The sequence below is a fragment of the Terrimonas ferruginea DSM 30193 genome (assembly GCF_000425585.1).
Classification (GTDB): Bacteria; Bacteroidota; Bacteroidia; order Chitinophagales; family Chitinophagaceae; genus Terrimonas; species Terrimonas ferruginea.
The window spans coordinates 1-22,319 of record NZ_KE384398.1 but is presented as its reverse complement, the minus strand read 5'-3'; the positions used below and the strand labels follow the sequence as shown (position 1 = coordinate 22,319).

Here is a 22,319-nt window from a genome sequence, read left to right as displayed (position 1 = left end):
GGGTATAACTTTCATTTTGCCTGCAGATATTTTCAAACAAACCATGCTTTAAAGGGCGCTATCCTCGATTGGCTGATCACCAGCTTTTCTTCGCTTTCCTTCAGTAAGACCGTGTAGTCACTCCCTTCATCGATCCTGACCGATTTGATGAAACCGATATTCACAATGTCTGAACGGTTTACCCGGAAGAATTGTTGCGGCTCCAGTTGTTCTTCCAGCGCCGATAAGGTTTCTTCCATCAGCGGATATTTTTTCTTTTCTCCCAATACCGCAAAGATTACTCCGTTTGCTATGCGGAAAAACTGTACATCGTTCACGTCTATTACAAACAATTCACTTCCCACACGCACGGGAAAACGCTTTTTGTAATGTACATCCGGTTTTTGCAACAACATGCCGGATAATTGTTTCAGCAACAGGTTACCCTTTGTAAAGATTTGTTTTATTGTCACGACCTTGTCCAGCGCCGCATGTACTTTCTGTGCCGTGATGGGTTTCAATAAATAATCAACACCGTTGTGCTGCAGGGATTCGTTCCAGAACTGATGATAGGCAGTGGTGAAGATGAGTACCGATTTGAGTTCTATCTGTTGCAGCGCAGTGAGGGCATTGCCGTCACGGAGTTCGATATCGCAAAACACGACATCTGCATTTTCGTTTCCATCCAGGTATTTTATGATCTCGGCGCAGGAACTGTATACACCCGTAATAGTCATCGGCTCTCGGTATGATTGGATGAATTCACGTATTTGCGCCGCCGCCGGTATTTCATCTTCAACTATTACAATATTCATGCAGTTGTCGTTTTCAATTGTTTGATCAATGGTATGCGTACCTGGAACGTTCCTTCTGCTGTTCCGTAGCTGATTTTTTTTCCGGTCAATATTCTATAACGATGTTCGAGATTTTGCAGGCCCACTTTTTCGGATGCCGATTCCCGTACACGTATCTCGTTTTCCATGATCAGTTCTTCATCTGTGATCCGGATATGGATAGTGAGTGGTTGATGAAGAGAAGCCGCGTTGTGCTTCACTACATTTTCCAATAATAATTGCAGCGTGCCGGTTACCAGAAAAAGCTCCTGCGGTGATAGTATTATTGGTGTCTTAATGTCCGGGACGAAAGCTTCGCCAAACCGGCATTTCAACAGGTACAGGTAGTCCTGCATATACTGCATTTCTTCCTGGAGAGTAACCAACTGTTGCCGTCCCGAACGCAGGTAATAGCGGTATAGCTCCGATAACCTTTGGGAAAACAGTTCAGCCTGGTCCGGCGATTGCCGGATAAGCGCGGAAAGAATATTCAGGTTATTAAAAAGAAAATGCGGATCTACCTGCTGCTGCAATTGCGTCAGCCTGGTTTCCGCCAGCATATTTTCTTTCAGCAGGATATCCTGGTTCAGCCTGAATACTTTTTCATTGTACATACCCAGAATAGTGGCAAAACATACCGGCACCTGGAAAACACCTGCGGTCAGCCTTGCCTCACGGAGTACCGACAACACGGTGGCACCGCCGCCGTAGATGATACGGTTAACGAGCAAACCCCAGTACAAACCGTAGAATACGGGGAACATCAGCAAGCTTACCAGGAATAACAAACCATAGAAAACGCCTGGTGATACCCGATTTTCCAGTCTCCGGATAATCCGGTGGCAGCCATAAACGGTTAGCAGGGTGCCCAGTCCCGCACCAATGAAGAAAAAGAAACTTGGCAGATCAAACGGCGTTCCCTGCGGATGTAATTGGGCGAACAGGTAGAATACAAAAGCTGAATAAAGCAATGTAAATCCAAGCGCGAATTGCCAGGTAGTTATATAGCGGATGCGTTTCATTTTATTACGCCTTAGCGGAGAATATCGTCGTTTACTACGCCTTTTTTTCTTGCCACTTCCTGGCGGAGTTTACCAAAGGTATATTGAATTCCCACAAAGATCATCCGGTATATTCTCCTTGTAGTGGTTACGCTGTTGACGATGTCATCCCGGAAAAATGTGCGTTGTGTGAAGTAACTGTCGTGCACGTTGTTGAAATTTATACTGGAAAATAATTTATTCTTTACAATGTGATAACCAAAGTTGACCTGGTAAAAATAGTAAGGACTTCTGCGCCCCAGGAGGGTTATGTCGGTTACATTCCGTCCGCCGCTGCCGCTCAGATTGATGCGTTTGCTTACATCCCACCGGAAATAAGTGGACACAATGCCCGAATAGCCATGGGCGTGCTGGCTTTGCTGTAACCTGTTACGTACGTCTACATATCGCAGTTCACCACCAAGTCCGAGCTGGAATAGTTTGCTGAATGTCTGGCGCATATTGACAGCTGCCGAGATTAATTGTTCCTGACCCGCGTTACCAACGGTGGTAGCAGTAATGCCGGTTGATGGTTCAAATAGCCGGTAGGATACTATTTTGTCATTGCTCCAGCTTCCGGTGAGCGTAGCACTTACAAATAATTTTTCACTGTTGTGCCGGTATTGCGCTACTACTTTGTGTATGTGCTGCGGGCCGAGAGCCGGGTTTCCATAATTAATATTGAAAGAATCCGTATTGTTCACATAAGGATTAAGACTGGTAATGTAAGGGCGCAACAGGTTCAGGTTGTAAGACAGGGAAGTAGTGCTGGCTTTGCCTGTTTTTACGCTCCAGTAAAGGTTGGGTATCACCGATAAATAGTTGTCGTTGACAGGATCGGGCAGGTTGCTGAAATAGCCTTTGATATTGGTTTGTTCCAGGCGTACGCCGGCTCTGATATTATTCTTTTTTATCCGCGCGGAAACCGAACTGTAAACAGCATATACCTGTTGACGGTAGTTGAAACTGTTGCTGTTGCTTTCGTCGAGTTGGTATTCGTTATTTTGATCAAACGTGAATAAGCTGGTATAGTCGGCCGATGCCTGGCGAAGGATGGTCTTGGCGCCGGCTTCAAGTGTATATTTTTTCAGCGCCAAAGGAATGGCATCGAGCTGAAAAGTGTACTCGTCATTCTTTGCAACGGAATGATTGATCATCCATTTATTGAAAGCATCGTATTCCTGTTCCGTGGTGTTGTTGATGATATTTTTTGTGCCGCGCCAGTTGAACCGGAATGCCAGCTCCTGCGCGGGATTCTTTTTTGATTTATGTGTGAAGTCGAATCCGGCAGTGAGGCCGGGAGAACGGTCGGTACTGCTCATGCTTATCGACCCCTGCGTAAGAATCATCGGAGACAATTGCGTGGCGACCTCCTGCCTTAGTCCATCGTCCAGGCCATCTTTTCCCGGCGTTACATAACCGATCAATGAATGCAGGCTGTCGATTTCATAATTCAATTCGATGGTGCCGTTGAACGATAGCCTTTTGTTGGTACTGATGCCGCTGACGGTTCTTTCCACATACGCGGAAGGTTTGAGAGGGCTGGTGACGGTAGTGGTGTATCCGTTCAGCGGACTCCAGGATCCGTTGGCATCGCCGTTGACGGTAATACCCAGTTTGCCCGCACGGCCTGTAAGGGTGAGACCACCGCTGTATTGCGTACGGTCGCTGACATAAGCGGAAGCAAAACCTTTGTACCCGGCAAATTTTTTCGTGATGATGTTGATGATGGCGGTGACACCTTCCGCATCGTAACGCGCAGCAGGAGCCGTAATCAATTCAATGCGCGAAACTATTTCCGCAGGAAAACTGCGCAATGCCTGCGCGAGACTGTTGACAAATAACGACGTTTCCTTTCCGTTCAACAATACCCTATAGGTTGTTTGGCCGGACACCTCCACGTTTCCCGAGCCGTCGACGGTTACGAAAGGCAGGTTGCCTATTATTTCCGACAAAGATTTCGACTGTGCGGAACTATCGGCACTTACGTTGTAAATAAAGCGGTCATCTTTTACTTCCAGTATCTTCCTGCGACTGTTTACCCGGATATTGGTAAGTTCACTGAAGTGCTGGCGGAACGTGTAAAAGAGGGTATCTGTATTTCCATCGTTAGTGATTGTATCGGCAATGGTTTCCATGCCGGTGAAGGCGGCGGACAGCGCGTAACGGATACTGTCTGTTGGCAGTATGATCGATCCGTTGGGGTTGCTGAGAAAGTTTTTTGTGCTACCGGTTGTTAGTGGTTTGAGGAGGATAGTGGCTTTTTCCGCGGGTTGACCGTTTTCCAATTTGAAATGCATTATCGTTTGCCGGTGCTGGGCATTTAGCTGTATCGCTGTAAATCCGAGAATAAGGGTGATCAGTATCCGTTTGTACAACATCTCCTTTTTTGGTGCAAGATTGGGGGTAAACAGGAAATTAATTGCCTGGAAAAAATTGAATGGCGGGAAAAAAGGATTGAATGGGGGGGTATCCCTGTTTATAAGGAGAAAGATGCAGGAGTTTCAAAATTCAAAATTCAAAATTCAAAAGGTGAATCGTCAATCGTGAATGGGTTGCTGCATTTTTCACGCAAAGCTGCTTAAGGAGCAAAGGCGTTAAGTTCCTGATTCCCCCATCTTATTCCCAATATCGTAAAACCATTTTCTGATCAGGGAAAGCTGCAGCGCGCGCTCCCTATAATTTCGCGCGAAATTTCGTATCTCATGCACCGGATTTTATTCCTCCTCTCGTTTCTTCCTTTTTCTTTTTTTGCCGCAGGCCAAAATACACCGGCCGGATCCGTGAAAGGACGCGTCATTACCCGCGATCAACTGCCCGCAGCCTTTGTATCGGTAGTGGTTGTGGGCACCGACCGATCGGCTATCACCGATGAAGGCGGCTTGTTTACTATCTCCAGAGTTCCCGCCGGCACGCAGGAACTGGAAGTTTCACTGACAGGTTATGAGACCTTGAGACAAAAAGTGCAAGTGATCGCCGATCAGACCGTTTCCGTGGAATTGCAGGTTGTGATTTCCAACAGCCAGTTGCAGGAAGTGACCGTAACGAGCTCTAGGAGCAGATTTGTTTACAAATCGAGTGAATACGTAGCCCGTATGCCCCTCAAGAATCTTGAGAACCCACAGGTATACAATGTAGTTGGCCGTGCGCTGGCGCAAGATCAGGTGATCACGGAACGTACGGATTTGTTCCGCAATATTCCCGGCGCTGTTCCTAACTTTTCGGCCGGAGGTTCGATGGGGCTCAGTATGCGCGGTTTTTCAACAACGGTCGGTATGCGAAATGGCATGGCCACCAGCGCCATTGTTCCGCTCAACCCCGCCATACTCGAACGCGTAGAGTCCATTAAAGGTCCCTCCGGTACTTTATTCGGCAGTAACCGCAACGTTACTTTTGGCGGTGTTTACAACTATGTAACCAAACGCCCTTATGAAGAATTTGGCGGTGAAGTGAGTTTCACCGGAGGCAGCTTCAATTTCAACCGCGTGACCGCGGATATCAATACGCCGTTGAACAAAGAGAAAACAATTTTATTCCGCCTCAATGCCGCGGGCCAGTCCAAAGGTTCTTTCCAGGATCAGGGTTTCAATAAGAATTTTACCGTAGCACCCACGTTCGCTTACCAGGTCAACGACCGGCTGAAAGTGATCCTCGACATGGAGTTCACCAGGGGCAATTATACCGTTGTATCATTCGGATTGGGTAACCTGGCCAATATCACGGCCCGCAGTTTCAAAGACCTGCCACTGGATTACAAAAAGTCGCTGATCAATAATAGTGTGGATGTAAACAATGGCATCAACAACGTACAGGCACAGATCGAATACAAAATCTCGGATAACTGGAAATCGCAAACCAATTACCTGTATTCGGTTGGCTTTTACAAAAGCCTGTACTGGACAGCCCTCAACATGCTGACGGATTCTACTTTTGCCCGCGTGGTGCGCAACCAGACGCCGGAAACCTTTGGCAATATCGGGTTTCAGCAAAATTTTACCGGTGATTTCAAGGTGGCAGGATTGCGCAACAGAATGGTGATTGGTGTCGATTATAATTACAACTACAATGAACTCTACCGGGCTACCGTCAACTTCGACACGGTAAATATTCGCCGGCCTGTCCGCAACATCACCACAACGGGTATCGATGCAGCGTCTGTGCTGCGAGGGTTTGCTACTACGAGCACCGTATCGAAAAATGCAAGCGTGTATGTTTCTGACCTGATCAACCTGACGGATGAATTAATGGCCATGCTGAGCGTGCGGGTAGACCGCTTCTCAACCAAGGGTACTTATAATGTGCTGACCGGCATTTATGCGGGAGCTTACGGGCAAACATTGGTATCGCCGAAATTAGGGTTGGTTTATCAATTGGTAAAAAACAGGTTGTCGCTGTTTGGCAACTACATGAATGGATTTGTGAACCTTGCCCCTGTTACGCAACCCGATAATACTATACTTGTTTTAAAACCGCAGTACGGCAACCAGTGGGAAGGTGGTGTCAAGTTTGATCTGCTGAATACGAGATTGAACGGAAGCGTGAGTTATTATAATATCGACGTAACCAATTCAACGCGTACGGAACTGGTGAATGGACAGAATTTCACTTTCCAGGATGGCACCCAGCGAAGCCGTGGCCTGGAAGTGGAAGTGATCGCCAGTCCGTTCAACGGCATGTCGATCGTGGCGGGTTATGGATACAACGAGAACCGGTATGAGAATGCAGTTCCTGCTTTGAAAGGAAAAAACGTGATCTACAGTCCCAATCATATCGGCAACATATGGGCGAGCTATACATTGCAGAAAGGCAAAACGGCAGGCCTGGGAATTGGCGCCGGTGTGAACTATATCAGCCGGAGCTGGTTTGATGCCGCCAATTTGTTCGAAATGCCGGCCTATACATTGGTGAGTGCTACAGTATTTTACGACAAACAGCAATTCAGGTTTTCGTTAAAAGGTAACAATCTCACCGGCCAGCGTTACTGGAACAACAATGGCAGCCCGCAGGAACCGGCTAACTTCCTCGGAAGTGTGGCATTTAAGTTCTGATAATTAACATAATAGATAATGCGAAGCCGGGCAAACGTCCGGGCTTTTTTGCGGGAAAAGAGAAATAACGGCTTATTATGTCACCGTCTGGTGACGTTTTTTATATTTGTGCCCGAAAATGGCTAACTTATGAACATGATAAAACCCATACAATTGATCAGGTGGCTGATCCCGGTACTCAGTTTCTTTGTTTCCGCACGGAGTCACGCGCAGGGCGTAACCGACAATGTTGAATTGCAGCGGATGGCCGATGAAGACCAGCAGTCGCGGAGAAAAGAGAACATCGATTGGCGTGTGCTAAGTAAGGAAGACAGCCTGCGCCGGGTGCGGGTATTTGAACTGATAAAAGAAGAACAATTGAAAACGGGCAAGGATTACCTGAATGCCGGTATCGTTTTCCAGCATGGCAACGATACCATTGCGTCGGCAATGGCCGTTAAAAGTTTTGAAAAGGCATTGCAACTCGATACGACGCTTAACCGCTGGTGGTATGCCGCCGCTGTGGACAGAGACCTGATGAGGCGGGGATTACCGCAGATATACGGAACGCAGTTTAACCGCCGCAACGAGGGGAAGTGGGAACGCTACAAAATCGATACATCCAAAGTAACGGATGAAGAAAGAAAATACTATCAGGTTGAGACGTTAGCAGAGCAGGCAGAGAAGGAGCGGACCATGAACCTGAAAACTGTTTCGTCTTTTTATAAGGATAACGGCATAGACAAAACCCTGCTGCTGATCAGCGCAGAACATAAAAAAGGAAAGCAGTCCGTTTACAATGTAAACGAAGACGTGATCAATACGTTCGGATATGAATTGATAGAAAGCGGCAAAGATGCCGAAGCATTAAAGGTGTTCAAGCTCAACACGGAACTGTATCCGCAGGGATTCAACACGTTTGACAGTTATGGTGAAATACTGCTGAAGACGGGCAAGCGCAAAGAAGCAGCGAAAGCTTACAGGAAATCGCTGGAATTGAATCCGGCAAATGAAAATGCCCGGGAAATATTGAAGAGTTTATAAAGCTTTTGGTATCCCTGTGTAGTTGGCCCTTTCACGAAAGTGGGAGGGCTTTTTGTTGGGTGAAATACGGGATTTTTCCCGTTGACCTGAACGGGAAGAGGTTATAGTATTGTGAGAATATTCATGCGATACAATTACTGTTTAATTGTCCAGCGATGATGCGAAAGCTACTTATAGCCGGCATTTCCATTGTGGTTGCAGCTGGCACAGTGATCTGTTTTATGTGGCAGAACAAACCTGTTGTCAGCTACCAGTATTTGTGTGGGGTACCTGCCAATCAAATAAATGATTTTTACTGGTCCAGTCCCGAAAAACTGGTATTTGACCGAAACCTGAGATGGAATAAAAAGGAGCTGAAAATCTATTTCACGGATATATATGATCAGCGTACCATTTCGAAGATATTGAATCTCGCACGCAAGTGGACAGATGTTACTGGTATTGTGTTTACAACAACTTCAGATCCGGAGGAGTCCGACATACGGATTGCCTTCCGGCAGGGAGGAGGATATCAATCACTCGTTGGTAGTCAGGCTAAGCTGGCAAAGGAAACGGAAGGGAACAAGACCACCATGTTTCTTTCCAACCTCGACCAGCGAGGTGACGAAGAATTCGATCGCGTTGTATTGCATGAATTGGGTCATGCCATTGGGTTGTATCATGAGTTACAAAGCAGCAATTCACCCATTCAATGGGACTCACTAAAGGTGTATGCTTATTTTAAACGGGTTTACAACTGGAATACCGATATGGTTAACAGGCAGGTCATGGCTCCTGTACGAATTGGTGAATCCACAACATTTGATCCTCTTTCGATTATGATTTATGCAATCCCGGATACACTGATGAAAAACCATCCAACTATTGAATGGCCATCAGACCTGTCAGTCATGGATAGGACAAAGATCCGATTACTTTATCCTTAAACAATTTATATGTCACCAAAAACAAATTCGCTCGTCTTTGGACTGTTGTTATTATTGACAGCCTGTGGCTCACAAAAATCAGCCGTCACATCGTCCCCGATAACGCTCAATTTTTTAAACTTCACCGCGGATAAAGCTAAAATTGAGGCTTTTAAATCAATAAAGCATGACAATAAGTTCCAGGTGAAAGTAGAGAATATTAATAAAAGTTTATGGACGATACTTGACTCCACAAAACAGGAGAACTTTAATACAGCTATGCCGGATATATTTAAAGGCATCAAGCTCCCGGCCTTTCTCAACCTGGAGCTTCCCGCACCTGCAAAGGGGAATTCAGCCGCAGCACCGGACAGTATTGTAATATCTCTCGACGACCTCGAAGCGCTATTTAACACAATTGCCACTGCCCGCGAAGAGGTGGATAAAGCGGTAGAGCTGAACAATATTCTGAAAGGGCATTATGCAGATTGCGGATCAACATACGCGGCTATCAGCAGTTCGCTGGCTTCAGAAACCCATGCTCTTTTTCCAGGTATTTCCACCGACAGAGCCGTCCAACCTGCACAACTGGGTACGCATCTAAAAGAACAGGTTACCGAAAGCCGCGCCGCGTTGAAAAAGTTGAAAGAAAGTGTACCGCTTTATATTGAGCAACAATATAGCCGTATCAGTGCAGAAATGGCAGGTGATATCTGGAGCTTCAGGAATTTACCTCCTGATAAAGTAAAAGACAAAGAAAAGTACCAGGTGCAAGGCCGTAGGAGCCAAATGAAAGAATCTGAAATTGAACAGACCAAAAGACATATCGAATCAGTGAATACAGCCCTGAAAAGCGCAGACGCTATCGTGAGCGAAATCGAAACATTTTTTAACGACAACAAGATCGGCGAATTGATTAATAACTATAATCTCATCAACGAGTCAAACTTTACCTATTATACAAATGAACTGACAGTAAAAAATGACCAGGTGATGCTGAACCTGCAGTTTGTGCCAATAAAGCCGCTTGCCTGCAACATCCCGTCTAAGCAGAGCGTCAAGGTTGAACTAAAGACTTATGGCGGTTGGAAAGTGGATTTCAGTACAGGATTCTTCGTTATGGGAGGAAACGATGATTTTCTTGGCAGAGATCTATACTACAAGTCTGTTGATGCCGATAACAGTACTATTGAATCGAAAGATGGCGGAAAGAGAGCCTTGTTGGGAATCGGAGGATTGATGCATATTTACTGGCGCTCAGGGAGCAAGATAAATTGGGCAATCAGTCCCGGCATCAGTACAACCACCGGCTTCGATGCAGCCAATTTTCACCTTGGCGCATCATTGTTGACTTCTGGTAAAAATCGCATAGCGGTTACTGCCGGATTAACACTGAAGGAATCTAAAATAGTTGACCGTCGTTTTGAATTGGGCACACCTTATGCCAAATCAACGCTTCCTGAAGCCCCTCCAACCATAAAAGTATTTCCCAAGGCCGGTTGGTTTCTTTCATTGACGTATAACTGGAGCCGGGAGAAATAATCCCTGCCGGATTGCCTTAATAATGTCTTCGGCAAAAGTTGTTACTGCCGGGGTTGAAAAAGCCGGGAAACCATGAAGGTCCGCTTGTCAGCCCCGGCTATTTGTTTTTTCAAAAGGCTACCAGGGAATATTCAGCTGACAGCTTCTTCCAACCTGTAATCTTGGCACGGTATCATGTGCCAGTACGTTGAACAAATACCGGAGAGGCCGTTACATGCTGTTGACAGGTATCAGCGGGTAAGTGTCGTACCCATATTTACCGGTTTTGTATAAGACAATAGCGCGGGCTGTGATATATTTGCCATTCACAGAACCAACTTTTAAATATGAAATTTATTCTTGTCGTGTGCCTGCTCCTTGCCACCAGCTTACTGAATGCACAAATGATCATACAAGGCACTGTGATAGATAGCAAAAGAAATATTCCTTTGGATGGTGCCATGGTGCAAACACAAGATGCGAAGAGTAGTGCCTTATCCGATGAAAGAGGTGTGTTTACAATATCCCTGCAGGACAGTACCGTAAACCTCATCGTTTCGTCAGTTGGTTATCATACGCAGACAATTTCTATTACTGGTTTAAAAAATGCAGACAGGCAGGTCTTGCTGATGCCGAATGATATTCAGTTATCCGAGGTGAAGATCACTGGCATGGCCGGTGAGCAATATCAATCTGTGAGCAAACTTGATATCGCCATGCGGGGAATCAATAACTCGCAGGAGATTCTTCGTATGGTCCCCGGGCTTTTTATCGGGCAGCACGCCGGCGGAGGGAAGGCGGAACAAATCTTTCTGAGGGGATTCGATATCGATCACGGCACCGATATCAATATTGCCGTAGACGGCATGCCGGTAAACATGGTGTCGCATGCCCACGGCCAGGGTTATGCAGATTTGCATTTTCTTATTCCCGAACTCATCGATCACGTTAATTTCAAGAAAGGTCCCTATTATGCCGAGAAAGGAAACTTTACCACCACGGGTTTCGTGGATTTTAAAACATTGAACAGCCTCGATCATAACCAGGTGAAAGTGGAAGGCGGCATGTTCAATACCTGGAGAGGTCTCGGCCTGTTCAATATATTAAACGAAAAGGCGAGGCAAAAATCACAAAATGCTTTTGTGGCGGCAGAGTACATGCATACCAAAGGCTACTTCGACAGTCCGCAGCATTTTAACCGCATCAATCTTTTTGGAAAGTACAATGGAAAGCTGAATAGTAATAATACACTCACAGCTTCGGGTTCCTATTTTGCCAGCAAATGGAAAGCATCGGGACAAATACCGGATCGTGCTGTGGAAGCAGGGCTGATCGGCTTTTATGGGGCCATCGATCCGAATGAGGGTGGGTTGACCGGAAGAGGCAATGCAAATCTTTCCCTGCTCACCACATTGAACGACGGTTCTTATTTCAAAAATCAGGTCTACTTTTCCCATTATGAATTTGAACTGTTTTCCAATTTTACTTTCTTCAAGGAAGATCCTGTTAACGGCGATCAGATCAGGCAAAGAGAGAACAGAAACCTTTATGGCTATAACGGCAGCTACAATAGAATTTTTAACACAAAGACATTACAAATAAAGAGTGAAACGGGCGTTCAGGTTCGCAACGATCAGACAAAGAATTCGGAATTATCCAGAACCAAAGACAGAACAACCGTTACCGAACCTATTATGCTGGGTGATATTTCGGAACTCAATATTGCTGCGTACCAAAACCTGACGTTTATCCCCAGCGCGCAATTCAATATGAATGTTGGTCTCCGCTACGATCATTTCAGCAATGCTTATACTGATCATTTCAATAATGATGAACGCGGTAACGCGAAGGCGGGCATTGTCAGTCCCAAGCTCAGTTTCAATTACCATCCGTCTTCCAGCATCCAGGTATACCTGAGTGGCGGTAAAGGGTTTCATTCCAACGATACGCGTGTAGTGGTGCCGCAACGGGGCTTGCGTATTCTGCCCGCTGCCTATGGTTCGGATCTTGGTACGGTATGGAAGCCGGCAAAATCCCTGCTGGTGCAGGCTGCCATCTGGTATTTGTGGCTCGACCAGGAATTTGTGTACGTCGGTGATGAAGGGATAGTAGAACCGGGGGGAAAGACCAGGAGAATCGGAACGGATTTATCGATCCGTTACCAGCCGCTTTCATGGCTGTACGCGGATGTCGATTTTAATTACTCACATGCAAGGGCAGTGGAAGAAGCAAAAGGTGAAGATCGTATTCCGCTTGCTCCGCGTGTCACTTCGATCGGTGGACTGACAATCAAAACAAACAAACATATCAGCTTTTCTGCACGGTATCGTTACATGGGTGACCGCCCGGCAAATGAGGATAATTCAGTTATCGCCAAAGGGTATTTCGTGGCAGACGCGTTTATCAATTATAGCCGCGAGAAATTTGATGTCAATCTCACGGTGCAAAACGTGGCCAATGTAAAATGGAAAGAAACACAGTTCGACACGGAAAGCCGATTGTTTTATGAGCCGTCGCCCGTATCGGAGATTCATTTTACGCCCGGCACACCATTTTCAGCAAGATTGGGATTTACTTACCGGTTTTAGGTGAATTTTTTTCATAGACCAATTCCACCAACATTTCCAAGGCTTTCTTGATCTCATTTCGGCCCTCCTCCGTGGTTACATCGATGCCGCAGAAGGTTTTGGTGTTGACGGGATAGAGGTTGAGATAGTATGCACCGGAAACCAGTAAGGCCATTGCGGCCCTGAAACGACTGGCCTGCTCTCCGAAATGCGGATCGGTGATATTGGAGAGCAGCACGTCGCCCACTGCCTCGCGTTCATCGGCGACACGTTTCAGCGATTTTCTTTTTTCCGATAAGCCCCAGAGCAGGATCTTTTGCAATTCCTTGTTACTGCCTACATAGTCAAATTGTTCCACCAGTGTCTTCTTCGCCATGGCTTCGCCGCCGTCCGTTATGGGCGGCATATCTTCAGGCGTTACATTGCTCCAGAAATCGAGGGAACGGATATATTCGTCGATCAACTGGTCCACGCCGCCGAAATATTTATAAATAAGCTTTTTGTCCAGCCCTGCCGTGGCGGCAATGTCATTCACCTTCAGACCTGCATAACCTTTCGTTTTCAGGATCTTACCTACGGCATCGAGAAATTGCTGCTTGCTTTTATCCTTGTTACGTTCCCTGGGTTTGGCTGTTTTCTTTTCCATTTTCAAAGTTGGTTTATATCGAGGTTAATCAAAAATAACGATTTATTAAGTCACTGTTTGGTGACTTGTTGTATATTCGCGGCGCAAACCTGAAACGGATGAGCAACACCTATTTATGATAAGAGACATTTTATTAGCGCTGGCACTGTTGTTTTCTTTTATCGTCACCGCTCAAAACATCGATCCCAAAAAACTCGACCAATTCATCGATCATATAGAAGCGAATAATCAGGGTATTGGTGAGATCTCCATTTTTCAAAAGGGCAAAGAAGTGTATAAACGCAGCTTCGGGCAGAAAGCCGTGCCGGGACTGAAATGGAATACGCATACCAAATACCAGTTTGGTTCGGTTACGAAAGTGTTCACAGCGACCCTGATCTGGAAACTGATCGAACAGGGTAAGCTTTCGCTGACAGATAAACTCGCTGATTTCTATCCCCAGCTTCCCAATGCGAAGAAGATCACGATCAAGAACCTGTTGGAGCATACCAGTGGCATCAAACGCGATTATTCGCTGAAGCCGGAAAACAGCAACTGGTTGCGTGAGGGGCTGGTAAGCGACGAGGCAATTATGGCCGAAATACAACGGCAGGGTGTGGACTTTGAACCAGGCGATAGCTCGGCTTATTCCAATTCGGCTTTTTACCTGCTGAAAAATATCATTGAAAAGAAAAGCGGCCAATCATACGGTGGATTTTTGAAACAGCAGATCATCAAACCCAATCGCCTGAAGGACCTGCAATCGGCGGACATGAACCCGAAAAACACATTTCTATCTTATGCCTTTGATTACGCCGCCGACACCTGGCAAGTAAAAGAAGATTATGTATACAGCAATATTCTCGGTGTGGGTGATATCGCAGCCACGCCGACCGATATGAATCAGTTTTTTTATAATTTATTTCATCATAAAATTGTGAAAGCGGAGACATTGGCTCAGATGATTCCGGCAAAGAATGAGCCGTATGGTCGCAATCTTTATGAGATCAATTTTTACAAGGAAGTGCTCTACGGACATGGCGGCGACACGCGTGGTACGCATTCACTTGTTGTCTATGATCCGAAAACGGAAATGAGCCTTGCTGTCTCCATCAACGGAACAAAGTATCCGCACAACGACTTCTATCTCGACATCCTGCGCATCATCTATACGGGTGAAGTCCGCCTGCCTTATTTTATTTCAAAATCTGAATCGGGGAAGTATACCGGTATTTATGTGAACAAAGAAGCTGTATTACGGCTGAATGTTTTTGTGCATAAAGAATGGGGATTGATGTGTGAGGACGTTGTCGGGGAGTCTATGTACCCCTTGTATCCATATGCTCCCGGTAAGTTCAGGTTTGATGAATTGGATATCAAGATGGAGTTTAAAGATAGTCAACTTTTTTTTGCGCAAGCCGGGGTAGACCTCATCCTTACCAGGGAGCCAACTGCGGATAAGTGAAACCATTCGTCTCACTTGTTCAGAAAGGGTTACTTCGGTAGCCCTTTCCTGTTTTACAGATCTTATTACGGGAATCGATTATTCACGGTAACAATTCTTTCAGCTTTGCATATAATTTTTCATCGCGCAGGTCTTTGGCAATGATGGTGCCGTTGCGGTCGATCAGGTAATTGGCCGGGTAGTAAGAAACGCCGTAGATCAGTGCGGCTTTGGTTTGATCGCCCTGTAGGTCGCTTACATTCTGCCAGGGTAGTCCATCTTTCTGAATGGCTTCGAGCAATCTTTTTTTCTCATTATCGGCTGCCACGCCCAATATGTCAAATCCTTTGTCTTTAAATGCCTGGTAAGTTTTGATCAACTCCTGATGTCCTTCGCGGCAGGGCATGCACCAGGAGCCCCAGAATTCAAGCAATACAATTTTACCGGCATAATCTGACAGCTTTACGCTTTTGCCTTCCATAGTCATTTCAGTGAAGTCGATGTATTTGTCGCCTACTTTCGGACTTTGATTCAGTGTGAGAAAGTTGGAGATTCTTTTGCCATAAATGGAGTTCTTTGCGTCGACTGTCAGCAGGTTGTATAATTGGGTAACTGTGTCTTTGGACCATGAAGCCTTATAAATATTCAGCAGATCGGCGCTGACAATGTAGGAAGGATTGCTTTTTATGAAGGAAAAGAAATCCTCATCTTTAACGTTATCCAGTTCATTGCTTTTCAACTGCTCTTTCGATCCTTTGATAGCAGCCGTTTTGAATTTTCCTTTCTCCGCAACAATGGTGGCAGGAGATTGATCTGCCCAAAAGGCAACCCTGTCCTGGAAATCTTTGGTGTGAATGGCATATTTTCCGGCCTTGTTGTACAGTTTGCCTGTAAAACTGAATTTCCCGTTTTTAACGATCGTTGAATCGATGTCTTTGTAAAATCCGTCGGAAAGATCACTCAGGTACAGCGGGAGATTGTCTTCGAATCCCGTTATCGTTCCGGATATTTTATAATTAGTTGATTTCTGGCCAAAAGCGGTTGCCGTGATCAATAAGATTACTACGGCGGCGGTTATTTTATTCATCGCTTGATGTTTGTTATAATTTTTCCCACACAAACGTACCATTTTGTTCGATCACCATCTTCACTACTTTACCATGCTCTTTGATAAATTCTCCTTTGATGTCAAAGATACTTTTGACCTTGAATTTTGTGTCGGATAAAAATAGTAGTTCCATTTTTTCCTGTCGTGGAATATTCAACGATAGACGACCATTCTTTAATTCAACCTTCATCGTTGTTTTATCCATTCTGTAAGTGCCGGAGTAAGCCTTGAGTTGTTCTTCGGAAGGAAACACTTCTTTGGTTTCCTGCGGATTTATTTTCGTTAGTTCAATTACCTGGCCGTCATCATTTACGTTCATTTTTTCGACGGTGCCGTCGGGTTTAGGAACGAACGCGATACTGAGCGGGATTGCTTTGAGGAAAAAGTTTTTATCACTGGTGGCGTACAACGTGGATTTGGGCAGTCCTTCTCCGGGGGCTTCCAGTTTCAACTCGCCGGCTTCTAAAAAGACGCGTGCTTTTGCCTGACCGCTGTATTCACCTTCGTAGCGTTTCAATATATTTTCCGGCACTTTTACCGTTGGTGTATATGGTATATAGCCTTCCCATTCCCAGGGAATTGTAATGCCCATGATGTATTCGGTAAGTTCCTTGAAAATGCTTTCACCGTTCATGCTGTTGCTCATCATCACGAGTCCGATTTGTTTATCCGGTATGGCAATGCAATAGTTTACCCAGCCATCATCGCTGTGCCCTTCTTTGAAAAATGCCCGGCCATAGGGCGTATTAAATAATCCCCAACCGAGTCCGTATGATAATTCAATTGTTTTATACTGGCTGGTGGTGTCGTTATTCAGTGAGGGGAATTGGCGTTTGGTAAAAATGGGAATCTGAGGTGAAAGCATCTGGTCCCTCTCTTTTTTATTCAATCCTTTTCCCTGTAAAATGGCGGCTATGAACTGTGTGAAGTCGGCGATGGTGGTTTGCATCGATCCGGCAGCATTGGCGTTGTTTCTTTTTTTAATTGGAAATATCTGCTCATCGTAACCGTGACCAGCGGCGTAATCGGCATCAAATCCGGGTTGCCATACGAAACTGGTATGCTGCATACCGAAAGGACGGAAGATCATTTCCTGTGCGAGCTCTTCCAGTTTTTTGCCGGTAACGGCTTCGACCACCAGTTGTGCCAGTACAATTCCTTCGCCGGAATAGGCATACCTGGAGCCTGGTTTAAAAAATATTTTCAGTTTCCCGGTATTATCAGGATTCAGGAATCGCCAGTTGGAGAAGCCGGTAGTATGACTGAGGCAGTGTCTCAAAGTGATGAGCTTCCACTGGTCGTCGCCGGCGAGGTCTTTGTAGTCTGCATATTCGGGCAACGGTTTAGGGAGATAAGTATAAACAGGTCGATCGAGATCTATTTTGTTTTGATCCACCAGTTGCATCACCAGGAAAGCAAAAACTGATTTGGAAAAAGAGGCGGCGTACAAACTGGTGTTCACCGTTCCATACTGTCCCGAGGCATTGTTGTTGACGCCATATTTTTTTATATAAACCGGTTGGTCGTGGTTGATGATGCCGACGGCAATGCCGGTTACGCCGGCCGCATCCCGTATTCGCTCGATGCGCCGGTCGATTGTATCGGAGTTAAGCGTTTTGCCGTCTGCAGTTATGATGTTCGTTGTTTGTGAGAAGGCAGAATATTGCGACAATAATATCGCGATAACAGGTGTGAAATTGCGGAGCATAGGAGCGCAGGTTGGTTTAAGTGTTGATGAAAATACTATAATAAAACCATCCTTTGTGTTAGAAAAGGTTAAATGTATAACCGCGGCAGGGGCTGAACTATTTCCTGCCGTAAATTGTATAGATGCCGCTTCCCGGATATTTGGTATCCGGCAAGTGGAGCAGTATTTCTCATTAACTGTTTGTAATATAGCATTCTTGTCTATAAAAATCGAATGTAGCCTGACGGGTTTAGGCAAAACGCTGCTTTCTCTCCTGGAAGTTTTTACCCAATAGGGTAACCAGGTTGTGAGTGATAGCGGCGAGTTTACAAGAGCTTCATAGTATATTATATGAATATGGTAATAAGAAAAGCAATATCTGCGGAGTCTGATAGTATAGCACCACTTATTTTTTTAGCGATGGAAGACATTGTTTATTATTTCATCGGGGAAAGGGTCCGGGATAATGCTATTCAATTGTTAAGTAGTTTAATCCGGGAAACAAACAATCAATATTCTTTTGAAAACTGTTGGGTAATAGAAACCGATAACCAAATCGTTGCAGCCGCAATTGTTTATAATGGAGCTGATCTGGCTGCTTTGAGAGCACCGGTACTGGCGAAAATTAAACAGGTATACAACAGGAATTTAAATCTTGAAAATGAAACTGAGCCGGGAGAATATTATATTGATTGTATTGGGGTAGATCCGGCTCATCAGGGAAAAGGACTTGGGTCTAAAATAATTGCGTTTTTAGTACAGGAGTTCGTTGGGGAACAAAACGAAATACTCGGCCTGCTTGTCGATAAAAATAATCCCGGTGCAAAAAGATTGTATCTGAAATCCGGGTTTGCAATTGTGGGAGAGAAAAAACTGGCAGGCAAGGAAATGGAACATCTTCAGATCAGCAAACAGTTGTAGCGCCGGCGGGTTACACACCGAATTGCCGGAGATGATGATCGTAATGTTTGTAAACGAATATTCCGATCTGTTCGCGTGTCATTTTCCCGAAAAAATCATGCACGAATCTGTCATTGGAAAAATGGGCGTAATCATCGAGCAGGGCTTTCCATTGTTGCTTTAGCGTGCCGAAGCCGGCTACTGTTTCTTTTACCGCGAAAAATTTTCCCGAAGGCATATTCCTGGGTAAGGGCCGGTCATCTTTGGTATGTGTTTTCAAAGCCATCCGCCCGAATAGTTTGCCAATGAAAGCGTGCCGGTAATTGTAGTTGCCTTTCCCTTGTATCCAGGCATCCCAGATGCAGCAATGTCTGACCATCTGCGCGGTGTTCATTTTTCCCCAGATAGCTGCATTGCTTTCCTGCAGCTGGTCGATTCGTTGGTGCAGTTCATGCCGGGTTGTTTTATCAAATATCGTTTTCATCGAAGTTGCTGATAGGTTGAAGGGAGAAATAGTTTCCGGAGTCGTCTTTGAACAATGCTTCTGTGCCGTAGAATTCTTTGGTGGGGGCTTTGATAAACTCGACACCTTTCGCTTTTAATTCTTCGTAGGTGGCAAACACATCGCGGCAGGTGAGCACGCCGCAACCGAATACGCCTTTTCTGATGAGTGCGATCAGGGTGTCGGCCGTTTCCTGCGGAAACATTTTGCTCACTTTTACGGGAAACAATACGATCTGGAGATCCGGTTGTTCGGGTGGCGATACGGTGAGCCAGCGGGTGTCCGGCCCCATTGGAATATCGTCCACCACGCGGAAGCCGAGTTTGTTTACGTAAAAATCAAATGCACTATCCTGGTCGATGACGTGGATATTCGTAATGGTCATTTTAGTAATCATGAACTTGAGTTTTTATAAAAGCGTGATACAAAGCTCGGCGATTACTTATTGGTCCGTTTCTTCAAAATTGCGATTTTCAGTCCAGCCGTGCTGGTAAGCGTAACATCCGGGCACAAAGGCGAGCGGGTTTTTGGCAATGGCCTGTTTGTTTTGCTGGTAACGTGCTGCAAATGAGGAAGGTGTTTCGCCTGTTATCTTTTTAAACAGGCCGCTGAAAGAACTGAGGCTGTCGAAACCCACGAGGAAACAGGCATCCGATACGGGTTTGCCGGCGCGAAGTAATTCTTTCGCTTTTCCGATACGCACCGATTGCAGGTATTGATGGGGAGTGGAACCGTAAGCTGTTTTAAAAAGCCGGATGAAGTGAAATTTGGAAAACCAAGCTTCATCCGAGATATTGTCGAGGTCTATTTTTTCCGCGTAATGGGCATCGATGAAAAGTTTGGCCTTAACGATTCGCCGGTAGAGATAAACTTTTGGATATTCATTGCTGCTCATAGGTGTTTGAAGATACAGAAAAAAGAGGGAGAGCTAACCTTGGCTTTTATGAACAGGATAAGTCGTCTGAGGGAAGGATATCCCGGATGAACCCGGAGTGCTTTACTATCATGTAATATTTTCCTTTCATTCTTTGACTTGCAAATTCTTCTTCGGTTGTTCTGCTTATTGAATAATAGGCTAGTATCTTATCATCTTTTATTTCTTTTACATCTATTAAAAAAAAGTGCCCATCAAAGAAGCTCGAGCGCGGCACTTTTGCAGTAAAGAGCAGACCCTTGTAAATTTCTGAATGGCCAGCGATCATTGTCATTGAGCCCATATTCAGGATGTCTGTGTTCGTCATTTTGATTCCCGGTTTGTTTTATAACCGATTAATATATTTTACGAAAAAAAAGCCACATTTCCAATAGTAATCGAGGGCTAAGAAAAATCAGGAGACAATATATGCTAATTTTGGCCAGCGCGAAAATCATGACCATGCCAACACTCCATGAAATCAAACACGAACTTGAAACCTGGCTGCCGGCTTACTCCTTTAGTATCAGGAAAGGCCGGATCGTTGCGCGGCATACTAATGGCCATGGAGCCACCATTGTAGTTAAAGGAGATAAAATCATTGTCGGGGCAATTGGCCCGGGGATCATTACCCGTCTTAAACTGGGAAGCGGCGCGGCTTTTAAGAAATTTTCGGAACAACATTACACAGAAACGGCCGAAAAAGTATACAACTTTCTCGGCCGTGAGTATGAGGTACAACTGACCCGGTAGTTAAATGATCAACCTGACCGGCCACGTCAGAAGATCGGCCGGAAGTTTATTTTAAAATCATTGTTGTTTTCATTGCTTTCCTTAATGTCTTTGATATAATCGATGGTGATCCAGTATTCGTACTGCTGCCCGGAGTTGAGCATCGCTATCAGGTTGGGCGCGATGGTATAAATATTAATATATGTTTCGCCGGGTTTGAGCACTTTGCCGGGGAAGTTGGAAAAATGATAAGTGTTGCATTTTGAAATAGTGCCGTCGGGTATGCGTCCGTTCGAGCGGATGCCGTTGATGCCGATCTCCAGATCTGCTGCGCCGATATTTTTCATGGTGTATTGCACCTCAAACGTATTGTCAGGTTTTTTTGTAATGGAACCCGAGGTGATCACGAGATCGGGTAGCGGTTTTGCAGGCGGCGGCGCCACAGGTGGAGGCGGCGTTTGCACCGGCGGTGTAACGGGTGAAATTTTCTGCGGCCGTTCGGAAGTCGCCACGCTTACATTGGCCATCGCATCTTTATAACCCACGATCGGATATTCTGCCGTGTTATTGTTTTCATTCACTTCGGCGATGGCATTTGTTTCATCGGCTTTCAGCACATATTTATAGTTCCAGTTTTTGTATACGTTTTTGTCGGTACAACCCAGGCTTCCTTTAAATTCCTGGCCGGCGTTAAGTACGCCGTCGTATTTCAGCACCATGCCACCGCCAGGCGATACGTATTTGCCATTGGCATCATAGATGTTTCCCTGCATGGTTACATTTTGCAGGTCCACCGTGACGTTGCCATTATTGCGCAGCGTATAGCTGATGGTGTAGTTACCTTCTTTGTAAGTGATGCCGGTGATGGTGACACTGAGGTCTGCACCGTTGATCGCCACGTTTTTGATGACGTTGGTAGTAGCGGTCACCGGTTTGGTCTGAACGGGTCTGATCTGTGCAAGACAGCTGGCAGCGATGGCCAGGCAGGCTATCAGGATTAATAATTGTCTCATAAATGTTTTTTACGTTTTTCTTCCGCGTCAAGATTAGAAAAATTAACCCGTTTGCTGGTCCCGGGAAAAGGGGATTTCCGGGCAATGGTGAATGGTCAATGGTGATTAGCTGGCTGAGGTTCTCGACGTCGTGAATCGTCAATCAATGTCGTTTCCTTAAGGCTGAAGTTCTTTGACAGGTGTTAAGTAGAGAAAAAGTTTGTTATTTTTAGGATAGGATTACAGGGGGGTATTGAATAGCGAACCTGTTTTTAGAGTAACCTATCTCAATGAATTAACTCAAAAATTACATAATGAACAATTTGTTAGCGACTGCCGTACAGAATCCGGCCGGAATGGATTTGTCCGTGATCGCAAGCTGACCTTTGTTCATTTGATTGTTCTGTTAGTGCAGGGCCTTTCCCGTTCCATACAGCGTGAGCTCAACAGCTTTTACCAAAAGATCCTGGACAGCGATCTGCCGCTTCAATACGTGGTCA

The 22,319-nt window shown here is 45.5% G+C and carries 19 protein-coding genes; 8 read left to right on the top strand and 11 right to left on the bottom strand.

All coding sequences use genetic code 11. The features are described from left to right. Positions 1-32: 32 nt before the first annotated feature. The 3 genes from H608_RS0112250 to H608_RS0112240 are packed head-to-tail and all read right to left on the bottom strand — an operon-like array spanning position 33 to position 4,233. Complete coding sequence (locus H608_RS0112250; protein ID WP_028787923.1) at positions 33-794, bottom strand: LytR/AlgR family response regulator transcription factor; 762 nt, start codon at positions 792-794, stop codon at positions 33-35. After that, positions 791-1,834, bottom strand: coding sequence for a sensor histidine kinase (locus H608_RS23685; protein ID WP_051268263.1), 1,044 nt, complete (start codon positions 1,832-1,834; stop codon positions 791-793). The genes H608_RS0112250 and H608_RS23685 overlap by 4 nt, the downstream gene beginning before the upstream one ends. An 11-nt stretch (positions 1,835-1,845) precedes the next feature. After that, on the bottom strand, positions 1,846-4,233 hold the full coding sequence (locus H608_RS0112240) for an outer membrane beta-barrel family protein (RefSeq protein WP_028787922.1): 2,388 nt from the start codon (positions 4,231-4,233) through the stop codon (positions 1,846-1,848). 324 nt (positions 4,234-4,557) lie between these two features. Here H608_RS0112240 and H608_RS0112230 point away from each other — a divergent pair, with 324 nt between their 5' ends. From H608_RS0112230 to H608_RS0112210, 5 genes are all read left to right on the top strand, one after another. Then, positions 4,558-6,900 carry a TonB-dependent receptor gene (locus H608_RS0112230; protein ID WP_038008377.1) on the top strand — a complete coding sequence of 781 codons (2,343 nt, stop codon included), beginning with the start codon at positions 4,558-4,560 and terminating at the stop codon, positions 6,898-6,900. Positions 6,901-7,035: 135 nt separating this feature from the next. Next, complete coding sequence (locus H608_RS0112225) at positions 7,036-7,923, top strand: tetratricopeptide repeat protein (protein WP_211227065.1); 888 nt, start codon at positions 7,036-7,038, stop codon at positions 7,921-7,923. Positions 7,924-8,081: 158 nt separating this feature from the next. After that, a complete protein-coding gene (locus H608_RS23680) occupies positions 8,082-8,849 on the top strand; it encodes a M12 family metallopeptidase (RefSeq protein ID WP_162142874.1) in 768 nt (255 codons plus the stop codon). 9 nt (positions 8,850-8,858) lie between these two features. Then, positions 8,859-10,370, top strand: coding sequence for a hypothetical protein (locus H608_RS0112215; RefSeq protein WP_028787918.1), 1,512 nt, complete (start codon positions 8,859-8,861; stop codon positions 10,368-10,370). 326 nt (positions 10,371-10,696) lie between these two features. Further along, entirely contained in the window at positions 10,697-12,937 is a 2,241-nt protein-coding gene (locus H608_RS0112210; protein ID WP_028787917.1) for a TonB-dependent receptor, read from the top strand. Here the strand turns inward: H608_RS0112210 and H608_RS0112205 are convergent. Then, positions 12,921-13,562 carry a TetR/AcrR family transcriptional regulator gene (locus H608_RS0112205; protein ID WP_028787916.1) on the bottom strand — a complete coding sequence of 214 codons (642 nt, stop codon included), beginning with the start codon at positions 13,560-13,562 and terminating at the stop codon, positions 12,921-12,923. The two genes, H608_RS0112210 and H608_RS0112205, sit on opposite strands and share 17 nt — an antisense overlap. Before the next feature lie 115 nt (positions 13,563-13,677). Here H608_RS0112205 and H608_RS0112200 point away from each other — a divergent pair, with 115 nt between their 5' ends. Next, complete coding sequence (locus tag H608_RS0112200; protein ID WP_038008375.1) at positions 13,678-15,006, top strand: serine hydrolase domain-containing protein; 1,329 nt, start codon at positions 13,678-13,680, stop codon at positions 15,004-15,006. An 82-nt stretch (positions 15,007-15,088) separates the two neighbouring features. Here H608_RS0112200 and H608_RS0112195 read toward each other — a convergent pair whose 3' ends face one another. Both H608_RS0112195 and H608_RS24115 read right to left on the bottom strand, forming a co-directional pair. Further along, positions 15,089-16,072 carry a TlpA disulfide reductase family protein gene (locus H608_RS0112195; RefSeq protein ID WP_028787914.1) on the bottom strand — a complete coding sequence of 328 codons (984 nt, stop codon included), beginning with the start codon at positions 16,070-16,072 and terminating at the stop codon, positions 15,089-15,091. 13 nt (positions 16,073-16,085) lie between these two features. Then, complete coding sequence (locus tag H608_RS24115) at positions 16,086-17,801, bottom strand: serine hydrolase (protein ID WP_071836955.1); 1,716 nt, start codon at positions 17,799-17,801, stop codon at positions 16,086-16,088. A 330-nt stretch (positions 17,802-18,131) separates the two neighbouring features. Between H608_RS24115 and H608_RS0112180 the strand changes: the two genes are divergently transcribed. Further along, positions 18,132-18,701: a GNAT family N-acetyltransferase gene (locus tag H608_RS0112180; protein ID WP_211227063.1), complete on the top strand. Its 570-nt coding sequence runs from the start codon at positions 18,132-18,134 to the stop codon at positions 18,699-18,701. Positions 18,702-18,711: 10 nt separating this feature from the next. On the opposite strand, the gene H608_RS0112175 is transcribed toward H608_RS0112180, so the two are convergent. The 4 genes from H608_RS0112175 to H608_RS0112160 are packed head-to-tail and all read right to left on the bottom strand — an operon-like array spanning position 18,712 to position 20,423. After that, positions 18,712-19,164, bottom strand: coding sequence for a DinB family protein (locus H608_RS0112175; RefSeq protein WP_028787911.1), 453 nt, complete (start codon positions 19,162-19,164; stop codon positions 18,712-18,714). Beyond that, a complete protein-coding gene (locus H608_RS0112170) occupies positions 19,148-19,579 on the bottom strand; it encodes a VOC family protein (RefSeq protein WP_028787910.1) in 432 nt (143 codons plus the stop codon). The genes H608_RS0112175 and H608_RS0112170 overlap by 17 nt, the downstream gene beginning before the upstream one ends. Before the next feature lie 45 nt (positions 19,580-19,624). Continuing rightward, the gene (locus tag H608_RS22240) at positions 19,625-20,077 is read right to left on the bottom strand and encodes a helix-turn-helix domain-containing protein (protein WP_038008373.1); all 453 of its coding nucleotides are present in this window, start codon (positions 20,075-20,077) and stop codon (positions 19,625-19,627) included. A 46-nt stretch (positions 20,078-20,123) separates the two neighbouring features. Then, entirely contained in the window at positions 20,124-20,423 is a 300-nt protein-coding gene (locus H608_RS0112160) for a hypothetical protein (protein ID WP_028787909.1), read from the bottom strand. A gap of 134 nt (positions 20,424-20,557) precedes the next feature. Between H608_RS0112160 and H608_RS0112155 the strand changes: the two genes are divergently transcribed. After that, complete coding sequence (locus H608_RS0112155) at positions 20,558-20,848, top strand: hypothetical protein (RefSeq protein ID WP_155990147.1); 291 nt, start codon at positions 20,558-20,560, stop codon at positions 20,846-20,848. Positions 20,849-20,874: 26 nt separating this feature from the next. Here H608_RS0112155 and H608_RS0112150 read toward each other — a convergent pair whose 3' ends face one another. Beyond that, complete coding sequence (locus H608_RS0112150) at positions 20,875-21,840, bottom strand: CARDB domain-containing protein (protein ID WP_028787907.1); 966 nt, start codon at positions 21,838-21,840, stop codon at positions 20,875-20,877. Between the last annotated feature and the right edge of the window lie 479 nt (positions 21,841-22,319).

Bases quoted from the DNA above. Each gene is read 5' to 3' on its own strand.
- H608_RS0112215 (WP_028787918.1), top strand. From the start codon at position 8,859: ATGTCACCAAAAACAAATTCGCTCGTCTTTGGACTGTTGTTATTATTG.
- H608_RS22240 (WP_038008373.1), bottom strand. From the start codon at position 20,077: ATGAGCAGCAATGAATATCCAAAAGTTTATCTCTACCGGCGAATCGTT.
- H608_RS0112225 (WP_211227065.1), top strand. From the start codon at position 7,036: ATGATAAAACCCATACAATTGATCAGGTGGCTGATCCCGGTACTCAGT.
- H608_RS23685 (WP_051268263.1), bottom strand. From the start codon at position 1,834: ATGAAACGCATCCGCTATATAACTACCTGGCAATTCGCGCTTGGATTT.
- H608_RS0112195 (WP_028787914.1), bottom strand. From the start codon at position 16,072: ATGAATAAAATAACCGCCGCCGTAGTAATCTTATTGATCACGGCAACC.
- H608_RS0112230 (WP_038008377.1), top strand. From the start codon at position 4,558: ATGCACCGGATTTTATTCCTCCTCTCGTTTCTTCCTTTTTCTTTTTTT.
- H608_RS0112155 (WP_155990147.1), top strand. From the start codon at position 20,558: ATGCCAACACTCCATGAAATCAAACACGAACTTGAAACCTGGCTGCCG.
- H608_RS23680 (WP_162142874.1), top strand. From the start codon at position 8,082: ATGCGAAAGCTACTTATAGCCGGCATTTCCATTGTGGTTGCAGCTGGC.
- H608_RS24115 (WP_071836955.1), bottom strand. From the start codon at position 17,801: ATGCTCCGCAATTTCACACCTGTTATCGCGATATTATTGTCGCAATAT.
- H608_RS0112210 (WP_028787917.1), top strand. From the start codon at position 10,697: ATGAAATTTATTCTTGTCGTGTGCCTGCTCCTTGCCACCAGCTTACTG.
- H608_RS0112200 (WP_038008375.1), top strand. From the start codon at position 13,678: ATGATAAGAGACATTTTATTAGCGCTGGCACTGTTGTTTTCTTTTATC.
- H608_RS0112160 (WP_028787909.1), bottom strand. From the start codon at position 20,423: ATGACGAACACAGACATCCTGAATATGGGCTCAATGACAATGATCGCT.
- H608_RS0112250 (WP_028787923.1), bottom strand. From the start codon at position 794: ATGAATATTGTAATAGTTGAAGATGAAATACCGGCGGCGGCGCAAATA.
- H608_RS0112170 (WP_028787910.1), bottom strand. From the start codon at position 19,579: ATGATTACTAAAATGACCATTACGAATATCCACGTCATCGACCAGGAT.
- H608_RS0112150 (WP_028787907.1), bottom strand. From the start codon at position 21,840: ATGAGACAATTATTAATCCTGATAGCCTGCCTGGCCATCGCTGCCAGC.
- H608_RS0112240 (WP_028787922.1), bottom strand. From the start codon at position 4,233: ATGTTGTACAAACGGATACTGATCACCCTTATTCTCGGATTTACAGCG.
- H608_RS0112180 (WP_211227063.1), top strand. From the start codon at position 18,132: ATGAATATGGTAATAAGAAAAGCAATATCTGCGGAGTCTGATAGTATA.
- H608_RS0112205 (WP_028787916.1), bottom strand. From the start codon at position 13,562: ATGGAAAAGAAAACAGCCAAACCCAGGGAACGTAACAAGGATAAAAGC.
- H608_RS0112175 (WP_028787911.1), bottom strand. From the start codon at position 19,164: ATGAAAACGATATTTGATAAAACAACCCGGCATGAACTGCACCAACGA.